Source organism: Bradyrhizobium sp. (assembly GCF_050014615.1).
GTDB lineage: Bacteria > Pseudomonadota > Alphaproteobacteria > Rhizobiales > Xanthobacteraceae > Bradyrhizobium.
Map to the genome: position 1 here is coordinate 1 of NZ_JBEKCZ010000214.1, position 8529 is coordinate 8529.

11 protein-coding genes are annotated in these 8529 nt (G+C 61.2%); 9 read left to right on the forward strand and 2 right to left on the reverse strand.

From position 1 onward, the window contains the following. The 6 genes from ABR948_RS25240 to surE form a co-directional block, all read left to right on the forward strand. The coding region (locus tag ABR948_RS25240; RefSeq protein ID WP_428123207.1) for an aminoacyl--tRNA ligase-related protein at positions 1 to 443 on the forward strand (443 nt) is incomplete at its 5' end. 187 nt (positions 444 to 630) lie between these two features. Beyond that, positions 631 to 1017 carry a DUF2059 domain-containing protein gene (locus ABR948_RS25245; protein WP_428123209.1) on the forward strand — a complete coding sequence of 129 codons (387 nt, stop codon included), beginning with the start codon at positions 631 to 633 and terminating at the stop codon, positions 1015 to 1017. Positions 1018 to 1227: 210 nt separating this feature from the next. Continuing rightward, positions 1228 to 1695 carry a hypothetical protein gene (locus ABR948_RS25250; protein ID WP_428123210.1) on the forward strand — a complete coding sequence of 156 codons (468 nt, stop codon included), beginning with the start codon at positions 1228 to 1230 and terminating at the stop codon, positions 1693 to 1695. Positions 1696 to 1894: 199 nt separating this feature from the next. Continuing rightward, a complete protein-coding gene (locus tag ABR948_RS25255) occupies positions 1895 to 2134 on the forward strand; it encodes a response regulator (RefSeq protein ID WP_428123211.1) in 240 nt (79 codons plus the stop codon). A 174-nt stretch (positions 2135 to 2308) separates the two neighbouring features. Continuing rightward, entirely contained in the window at positions 2309 to 2998 is a 690-nt protein-coding gene (locus ABR948_RS25260) for a Crp/Fnr family transcriptional regulator (RefSeq protein ID WP_428123212.1), read from the forward strand. Positions 2999 to 3143: 145 nt separating this feature from the next. Then, complete coding sequence (surE, locus tag ABR948_RS25265; protein WP_428123214.1) at positions 3144 to 3911, forward strand: 5'/3'-nucleotidase SurE; 768 nt, start codon at positions 3144 to 3146, stop codon at positions 3909 to 3911. 174 nt (positions 3912 to 4085) lie between these two features. Here the strand turns inward: surE and ABR948_RS25270 are convergent, their stop codons facing one another. Next, positions 4086 to 4463: a response regulator gene (locus tag ABR948_RS25270; protein WP_428123220.1), complete on the reverse strand. Its 378-nt coding sequence runs from the start codon at positions 4461 to 4463 to the stop codon at positions 4086 to 4088. 355 nt (positions 4464 to 4818) lie between these two features. Here ABR948_RS25270 and ABR948_RS25275 point away from each other — a divergent pair, with 355 nt between their 5' ends. Continuing rightward, on the forward strand, positions 4819 to 5469 hold the full coding sequence (locus tag ABR948_RS25275; protein WP_428123216.1) for a protein-L-isoaspartate(D-aspartate) O-methyltransferase: 651 nt from the start codon (positions 4819 to 4821) through the stop codon (positions 5467 to 5469). 108 nt (positions 5470 to 5577) lie between these two features. Next, positions 5578 to 6906, forward strand: a complete 1329-nt coding sequence (locus tag ABR948_RS25280) for a peptidoglycan DD-metalloendopeptidase family protein (protein WP_428123217.1) — start codon at positions 5578 to 5580, stop codon at positions 6904 to 6906. Positions 6907 to 7057: 151 nt separating this feature from the next. Here ABR948_RS25280 and ABR948_RS25285 read toward each other — a convergent pair whose 3' ends face one another. Continuing rightward, positions 7058 to 8026: an ATP-binding protein gene (locus tag ABR948_RS25285; protein WP_428123218.1), complete on the reverse strand. Its 969-nt coding sequence runs from the start codon at positions 8024 to 8026 to the stop codon at positions 7058 to 7060. A gap of 181 nt (positions 8027 to 8207) precedes the next feature. Between ABR948_RS25285 and yajC the strand changes: the two genes are divergently transcribed. Continuing rightward, the coding region (yajC, locus tag ABR948_RS25290) for a preprotein translocase subunit YajC (protein ID WP_428123219.1) at positions 8208 to 8529 on the forward strand (322 nt) is incomplete at its 3' end.

Sequence of the window (8529 nt, forward strand, 5' to 3'; positions counted from 1 at the left end):
CCAAGGTCGAACTGGTCTCGATCACGACGCCGGAAAAGAGCAAGGACGAGCACGAGCGCATGCTGGCCTGCGCCGAGGAAGTGCTGCGGCGGCTCGAGCTGCATTACAGGGTGATGACATTGTGCACCGGCGACATGGGCTTCGCGTCCCAGAAGACCTATGACATCGAGGTCTGGATGCCGGGGCAGGGCGAGAGCGGCGCCTTCAGGGAAATCTCGAGCTGCTCGGTGTGCGGCGATTTCCAGGCCCGGCGCATGGATGCGCGCTATCGCGGGTCCGACAACAAGCCGCGTTTCGTGCACACGCTCAACGGCTCCGGCACAGCTGTGGGCCGTGCGCTGATCGCCGTCATGGAAACCTACCAGCAGGAAGACGGTTCGATCGCGGTGCCGCAGGTGTTGCAGCCCTATATGGGCGGGGTGAAGGTGGTCGCCCGCGATTGACTCAAATTGTCTTTCCGAATCCGATGCCGTATTTACGGGGACGTTGATACAAGCCGTCGTGATTTTTTCGGAGGACTTGATGCGGACGTTAACCCGAATATCCGGCGTCTTTATCGTGACACTGCTTTTTATAGCGCCGGTCCACGCGCAATCGCAAAGCCCTGACGCCGCGGCTGCCGCGCGGGAATTGATCGACACCATGAGGCTGGCCGAGCAATTCAAGGCCGTTTTGCCGACGGTCATTCAACATTTGAAGCCAGCGATCGTTCAGAACCGCGCCGATGTGGACCGCGACTTCGATGCCATATTGCCGGTTATCATGGACAAGATGAACGCGAAGCTCGGAGATCTCACCAACCAGATGGCTTCGGTTTACGCCAATAATTTCACCGCGGCGGAACTGCATGATCTGACGGCGTTTTACAAGTCGCCGACGGGGCAGAAATTGCTGCGGATGATGCCGGTCATCACGTCACAAACCATGGCTGTGGGTCAAAAGTTTGGACAGGCGGCGGGGGAGGAGGCGCGGAAGCAAATCATGGAAGAGCTGCGCAACAAGGGCCACACTCTCTGAGAGACCGCGGAGACCGCCGATCGCGGCTGGCGGTTGGAAGATCGCCAAAAATCAGCACACTTGAAGGGGTCATCGCCCGCGAAACCTGGTTTTGCGGCAGTTTTGTCCAGTCCAGGTCCGCCTTCGATATTGCGAAGGCGGCAGGTCCCGGTATCTTCGTTTTTTTGCGGCGGCGCGAGCCTGTAATTTTGTCCGGAAACGAAAATACCGATGGCCCTGCATCGCGACATCTACTGGGTGGGCAGGCAATGGGCCGTCACCGGCAGTGGCATCCAGGCCTGCGACCAGAAGCAGAAGGGCCAGTTCGATATCGAGGCCGCAAGGCTATGGGACGATGGCGTGCAGGAAAGCGTGCGCGCGCTGAAATGGCTCAATATCGAGGATTTCGAGAAGGCAATTTCCGTCGCGCGCAAATATTACCCGGAACCGCCTCGCAAGACACCGCCGGAAGTGAATGCTGCGCGGGTGAGCAATAGCAATTCCAAAGAAATCGTTCCCCAAGAGAGCGTTCCCCAAGAAAGCGTTCCCAAGGAGGGCATCTCCAAAGAAAGCGCTCCGATCGAGTTGGCGAAGGAACCGCCGCCACCGGCGGTTCGAAAATTCGAGCTGCGGATCGAGGGCTCGAAAGCGAAACTGCTTCGGGTATGGCGTATTGGCATTCGCATCGGCGGTCGCTGAAAGGCGGATAATTCGTATTTGAATTGCAGTCATGGCGATCGGGATCAAAGCTGTTCACCCCTTACCTCCAAAATTTTTCAAGATGAGCAATTTTGACCACGGCATCGGACGCCGGAAGAGGCATCCTGAAACCTCGGTAGCGCTTTGGAGCTGGTTACAGCGGATTCGGTAACGCTCCCCCAGCAAACCAGGATGCGTCATGCCCGAATATCAGCCGGTATCCTCAGCGCATATTGCCGCCATCGAGCGTCCCCGCTGCCCGGACTGCCAGCAGAATCGGATGCTGTTGTCGAAGCTTGAGGCCGGACCAGCCGGATTCGACTATCGTACGTTCGAGTGCCAGAGGTGCGGCCGCGTCGAAACGGTGGTCATATCGAGCGATCCCATGAAATCGGACGCGCAAGGCTGGCTTGCCGGTGAGCTGAAGCCGCCGACCTAACGCCGAACGCGGGGCCGCAGGGCTTGCCCGCGGCCAATTGGGCCGAAACGCGCGTGGCCGCCGCAACCCCGAATTGAGTCGCCTGCCGGACATAACGGGATTATACTGTCCACCGTGCTCCCGCGGCATTTGCCGGCGACCGAGAGTGTTGTGCTCCCGCCTGGAACCAGCACCATGCCCAATACGCAGCCAATTCAGCTCAAGAAAGCGTTTGATCCCCAGATTTTTCTGGCCCGGATCGAAGCGGGAAAAACGGTCGAGAAATACGCGAAAAACCAGAAAATCTTCAGCCAGGGTGACATCGCCGACACGGTCTGCTTCATCCAGAAAGGCAAGGTCAAAATCACGGTCTTGTCCGAGCACGGCAAGGAAGCGGTGGTCGGAATTTTCGCGGAGGGGCAATTCTTCGGCGAGGCATGTCTCGAAGGGGAGAAACGGCGCACCTCCGCCAGCCACGCCATGGAAGAGTGCCTGATCACCTCGATAACAAAATCCGCCATGCTTGCGACGCTTGCCGCGGAGCCGAAATTCTCCTCGTTTTTCATTGCCTACCTGCTGTCGCGAAACAGCCGGATCGAAGACGATCTGATCGACCAACTGTTCAATTCCAGCGAAAGACGGCTTGCGCGCCTGCTGTTGCTGCTTGCGAATTTCGGCAAGGAGGGTGGCGCGACGCCGGTCCCGGTGACCCTCAGTCAGGAAACCCTGGCGGAAATGATCGGCACCACGCGTTCGCGGGTGAGTTTTTTCATGAATAAATTCCGGAAAAAGGGCTTCATTGACTACAACGGGAAAATCGAGGTTCACAGTTCGCTGCTGGACGCCGTGCTGCGAGAAAAGCCGCAAATAAAACAGGATGACTAGCCGGAAAAAACGGACGCTCGCACGGCTTTTGCTTTTTCGGTCGATCGCGGCAGCGGCCGAATTGCCGGGTTTGCCCAAACGGCGATAGCCGGATAAGACGGCGCGTCGACCGTCCCGGAATCGACCGAAACGAGCATTTAATCCGATGCGAATTCTTTGCACCAATGACGACGGCATTCATGCCCCCGGCCTGAAGGTTGTCGAGGAAATTGCGCGCGCTTTGTCCGACGACGTCTGGGTGGTGGCGCCGGAGCTTGATCAGTCCGGCGTTTCGCACTCGTTGTCGCTGAACGATCCCTTGCGCTTGCGCGAGGTCGGACCGCGTCATTTCGCCGTACGGGGGACGCCGACCGATTGCGTGATCATGGGCGCGCGCCACATCCTGGGCGAAACCATGCCGGATCTCGTGCTGTCAGGCGTCAACAAGGGCCGCAATGTCGCTGAAGATGTGGTCTATTCCGGCACCATCGCCGGCGCGCTGGAAGGCACTATTCTCGGCATTCCGTCGTTCGCGCTGTCGCAGGAATTCAGCATCGAGACCCGCCATGCCCCGCTATGGGAGACGGCCCTGAAATTCGGGCCGCCGATCCTGCGCAAGGTGATCGATGCCGGCGTGCCCAAGAACACCGTTATCAATATCAACTTTCCGTCCTGCATGCCGGACGATGTCGCGGGCGTGCGGGTGACACGGCAGGGCAAGCGCAATCTCGGGTTTCTGAAAGTCGACGAGCGGCGCGACGGCCGCGGCAATCCCTATTTCTGGATCGGGTTCGAGCGTCTGGCGCAGATCGACGTGCCGGCCGAGGGCACCGATCTCGCGGCCCTGGCCGCACGTTACGTCTCGGTGACGCCGCTGCGGCTCGACCGCACCGACGATGAGTTCTCACAGGCGCTGACGGCGACGTTGAAATAGACCGGGGCAACCACCGTGGTCATCGTCCCGGCGAACGCCGGGACCCCAGCGTGAGCGCGCTCATCGCGGCGCCGTGGCTTCTCGATAAAGTATCGGAGTAGAAACCTTCCACAACCAGGCGCGCCGGTGGTTATGGATCCCGGCGTTCGCCGGGATGACACCGGTGATGTTGCCCTAAACCGCCGTGCTCTTCAGCGTCGCGTCGATCATCCGCGCCAATGTTTCGATCTGGAACGGCTTCTGCAGCGCTGGACGGTCGCGGTATTCCGGGGGAAGGCCTGACGAGCCATAGCCGGTCGCGAAGATAAACGGACGGTTGCGCGCCTTGATCAGATCGGCGACCGGCGAGATCACCTTGCCGTTGACGTTGACGTCGAGAATGGCGAGGTCGAACTCGGTGGATTGCGCAAGCTTGATCGCCTCGCCGATTTCTCCAGCCTCCGCTGCGACGCTGTAGCCCAGCTCCTCCAGCATATCGGCGACCATCATTCGGATCATGACCTCGTCCTCGACGAGGAACACTGAACCGCCCGGCGGCCGCGTCGCAGTCATGATGTCCGAGTCCTTAATGTCCGAGTCCTTGATATCCACGTCCTTGATGTCCGAGCCCCTGATGTCCAGGTCCTTGATATTCAAGTCCTCGCCCGTCCCAAGACCGAAGGTTCGCAAATAACGCTATCAGGCGCAACGTCCACAAAATAGAGCCGGACGGCCGTTTCGGCCCGCCGGTTTCTGCTTCGCGGGCAGGATTGATCACCGGCCCACCAACGCCAAAGATGTACACCGGGTTCCCGGGCGGGAACAGCGATTCGAAGCGAAAAATATCCTTAAGCCGCTGCGCTTATGGCATCAACTTGTTCGACCTCTGCGGGCTGAAATGGCCCGGCACCAGCCTTGACGGGATCAAATGCCCTCCACCCAGAATCCGCCGGAAAAGATGATGTTTCAGCTCAACCTGCGGCGGCGCGGGATCAGCGATCAGGCGGTGCTTCGGGCCATGGAGGAGATTCCGCGCGACCTGTTTGTCGCGGCGGCCGATCGCGCCAATGCCTGGCGCGACAGCGCGCTCGGCATCGCCTGCGGGCAAACCATCAGCCAGCCCTTTGTGGTGGCTTACATGACCGAACAGTTACAGCTGCAGAAACATCACCGCGTGCTCGAGATCGGCACCGGCTCGGGCTACCAGGCCGCCATTCTGTCGCGGCTGTGCCGGCAGGTATTGACGATCGAGCGTTACCGGACGCTGGCCGATAGCGCGCGGGCGCGGCTTGAGCAGTTGCGCTGCGACAATGTCGAGGTGATGCTCGGGGACGGGTTCGATATCCCGGCGGGCGCCGGCGATTTCGACCGCATCATCGTCACCGCCGCGATGGAGCAAATTCCAGACGCGCTGGCGCAGCGGCTCGAGCCTGACGGTATACTGATCGCGCCGGTCGGACCGCATCAGGGCATCCAGACCCTGGTCCGACTGGCCCGGACCGGCGCAGGTTTCGAACGCAAGGAACTGGTGGACGTACGTTTCGTGCCGGCGCTGCCCGGCATCGCCCGCGAGCTGTAAAAACCCGGATTGGCTGTCCCGCCAACGTCTTATTCCCGGGCTTAAGCGGTTGTTTACTCAGGACGTGTTTACTCAAAACAGTAATTTGTTGCGTACGAGTGAGTAACCATGCCCCGTGTCGTCGAGTTGCTTTACTCACGCCGCGTACCGCACGTCGCGGTGCTGGCGCTGATGTCGATTGGTTTTGCCGGTTGCAGCGCCGATATGTCGACGCGTGTTTCACAAAATCCGTTTGCTTCACAACAGGACGCCACCGGCTCGGTTCCGGGCTCCACGGTCGATCGCCGCGAACTTCCGCAATATTCCCGTCCGCAACCGCAATACCAGTCGCAGGCCTTGCCGCCGCCGATCGCTGCGCCGCAGTCGTATCCGACGGCCAACACCGGGGTGTCCGGAGGAGGGCGCGGATTAGCCTCTTATGCGCCGCCCGCCAATCCGCAGATCGAGGCCACCGGCACCGTTCCGCCGCACTCGGTCGCGGCGACCCGGGCCCCGGTACAGGGCACCACGATCATCGTCGGCACCAGCGATACCCTCGAAACCCTGTCGCACCGCTATAATGTTTCGCCTGCGGCGATCCTGCAGGCCAATGGTTACAAGGGGCCGCGCGTTCTGTCTCCCGGCCAGCAGCTGATCATTCCGCATCCGGTCGCGGCCGTTGCCGCGCCCGCGCTGGTGGCTCCCGTGAGCAAGCCGGTTGCTGTGGCAAGCGCGGCGCCTTCGGTTCATGTCGTCAATCACGGCGATACCTTGCTCAGCATCGCGCGCCGCAATCACGTCTCGGTGCCCGAACTCGCCAAAGCCAACAACATCGATCCCACCGCAAAACTCAAGCTCGGCATGAAACTCATCGTGCCAGGCGCAAAGACCGCCGCGGCCGTGCCGCCGGCCGTCGTTGCCAGCGCACAACCCGCCGCGGTCGCGGCGCCGCCCGCGACCAAATTGGCCGTGGTGACGCCCGATCCCCAACAAAAGGCCCGATTGGCGCAGGCCGCGCCGACGGCCGAGGACGTTGCGGCTGAAAACCCGGTCAAGGCCGCCGACGCAACGGGGGCGCTGCCGACGTTCCGCTGGCCGGTGCGTGGCAAGGTGATTACCAGCTACGGCGCCAAGACCAATGGCAAGGCCAATGACGGTATCAATCTGGCGGTGCCCGAGGGCACGCCGGTGAAGGCGGCCGAAGACGGCGTCGTTGCCTATTCCGGAAACGAGCTCAAGGGCTACGGCAACCTGGTTCTGGTCCGCCACTCCAATGGCTACGTCACCGCCTATGCCCATGCCAGCGAGTTGCTGGTGAAGCGCGGCGACACCATCAAGCGCGGCCAGATCATCGCCAAATCCGGTCAGTCCGGCGAAGTGGGTTCGCCGCAACTTCACTTCGAGATCCGCAAGGGATCGTCGCCGGTCGATCCGCTTCAATTCCTCAACGGCGCCTGAGCGCGTCAACGCTGATTGATCGTCATTGCCGGGCATAGCCGTCCGAAGGACGGCGTCGCTTCCGCTCGCCTATGACCCGGCAATCCATCACGTTCAACTAATGCTTTCACGAAGATGGATGGATACGCGGGTCAAGCCCGCGTATGACAATTTAGGCTTTCAACTTCACGCCCAGCCGTCCCGCCAGTTCCTGGGTAAACTGCCAGGCGACCCGTCCGGAGCGTGAACCGCGCGTGGTCGACCATTCCAGTGCCTCGCGTTCAAGCTCTTCGTCCGCGAGCTTGATGCCGTAATGGCCGCAATAGCCCCTGACCATCGCGAGGTATTCGTCCTGGCTGCAGCGGTGAAAGCCGAGCCATAGGCCGAACCGGTCCGACAGCGATACTTTTTCCTCGACCGCCTCGCCGGGATTGATCGCGGTCGAGCGCTCGTTCTCGATCATCTCGCGCGCCAGGAGATGCCGGCGGTTGGAGGTTGCGTACAGGATTACGTTCTCCGGGCGGCCCTCGATGCCGCCCTCCAGCACCGCCTTGAGGGATTTGTAGGAGGCGTCGTTGCCGTCGAACGACAGGTCGTCGCAGAACACGATGAAATGGAAAGGCGAACTGCGCACGAGGTCCATCAAGGCCGGCAGGCTCTCGATATCCTCGCGGTGAATCTCGATCAGCTTCAATCGATCGGCCGGCTTGCGGTTGGCATTGATGCTGGCATGCGCCGCCTTCACCAGCGACGATTTTCCCATGCCGCGTGCGCCCCACAACAGGGCGTTGTTGGCGGGAAGGCCGTCGGCGAAGCGTTCGGTGTTCTCGATCAGGATGTCGCGCATCCGGTCGATCCCCTTCAGCAGGCCGATATCGACGCGGCTAACGCGCGGCACCGGCGCCAGCCGTCCGTCCGGATGCCAGACAAAGGCGTCGGCGTGACCAAGTGAATCAGCGGCAGAGGATTTTGGCGATGCCGCGGAAAGGTGCGATGCAATGGATTCGAGCGCGCGCGCAATCCGCTCCGAGGTCTCGCGCTCGGAAGCGGGCGCGGGAGGTTTTGCGGCCGGACCCGGCGATTTCCGTGGAGCCGGCTTGGAGGCGGCGCGAGGGGCGGTTTTACTGGGCTTTTTTGACATCTTTGGTCTTCCTGACCACGCACCCTTAACGGGCCTTGCAAGGGGCCGCAAGCGACCCAAATGAGGGGTCTGGCAGCGTTGCAATTGGGACCGCGGCCGCTATAGTCCGCGCGAATTTGCCCGGACCGGCTTGACGCTCAGGCGTTGCCGGTTCATTCCCGTTCCCACGAGGATTGTCCGAATGCTGATTACCCCTGCGTTTGCCCAGGCTGCGGGCGGCGGCGATACCAACAGCATGTTGATGTCGCTTTTGCCGTTCGCGCTGATCTTCGTGATCATGTATTTCCTGATTTTGCGGCCGCAGCAGAAGAAGGTGAAGGACCACGCGGAACTCGTGAAGAACATTCGCCGCGGCGACACCGTGGTGACGACGGGGGGCCTTGTCGGCAAGGTCACCAAGGTCGTCGATGACGACCAGATCGAGTTCGAAATCTCCGACGGCGTCCGCGTGCGGCAGATGCGGCAGATGATCTCCGGCGTGCGCGCCAAGGGCGAGCCGGCGA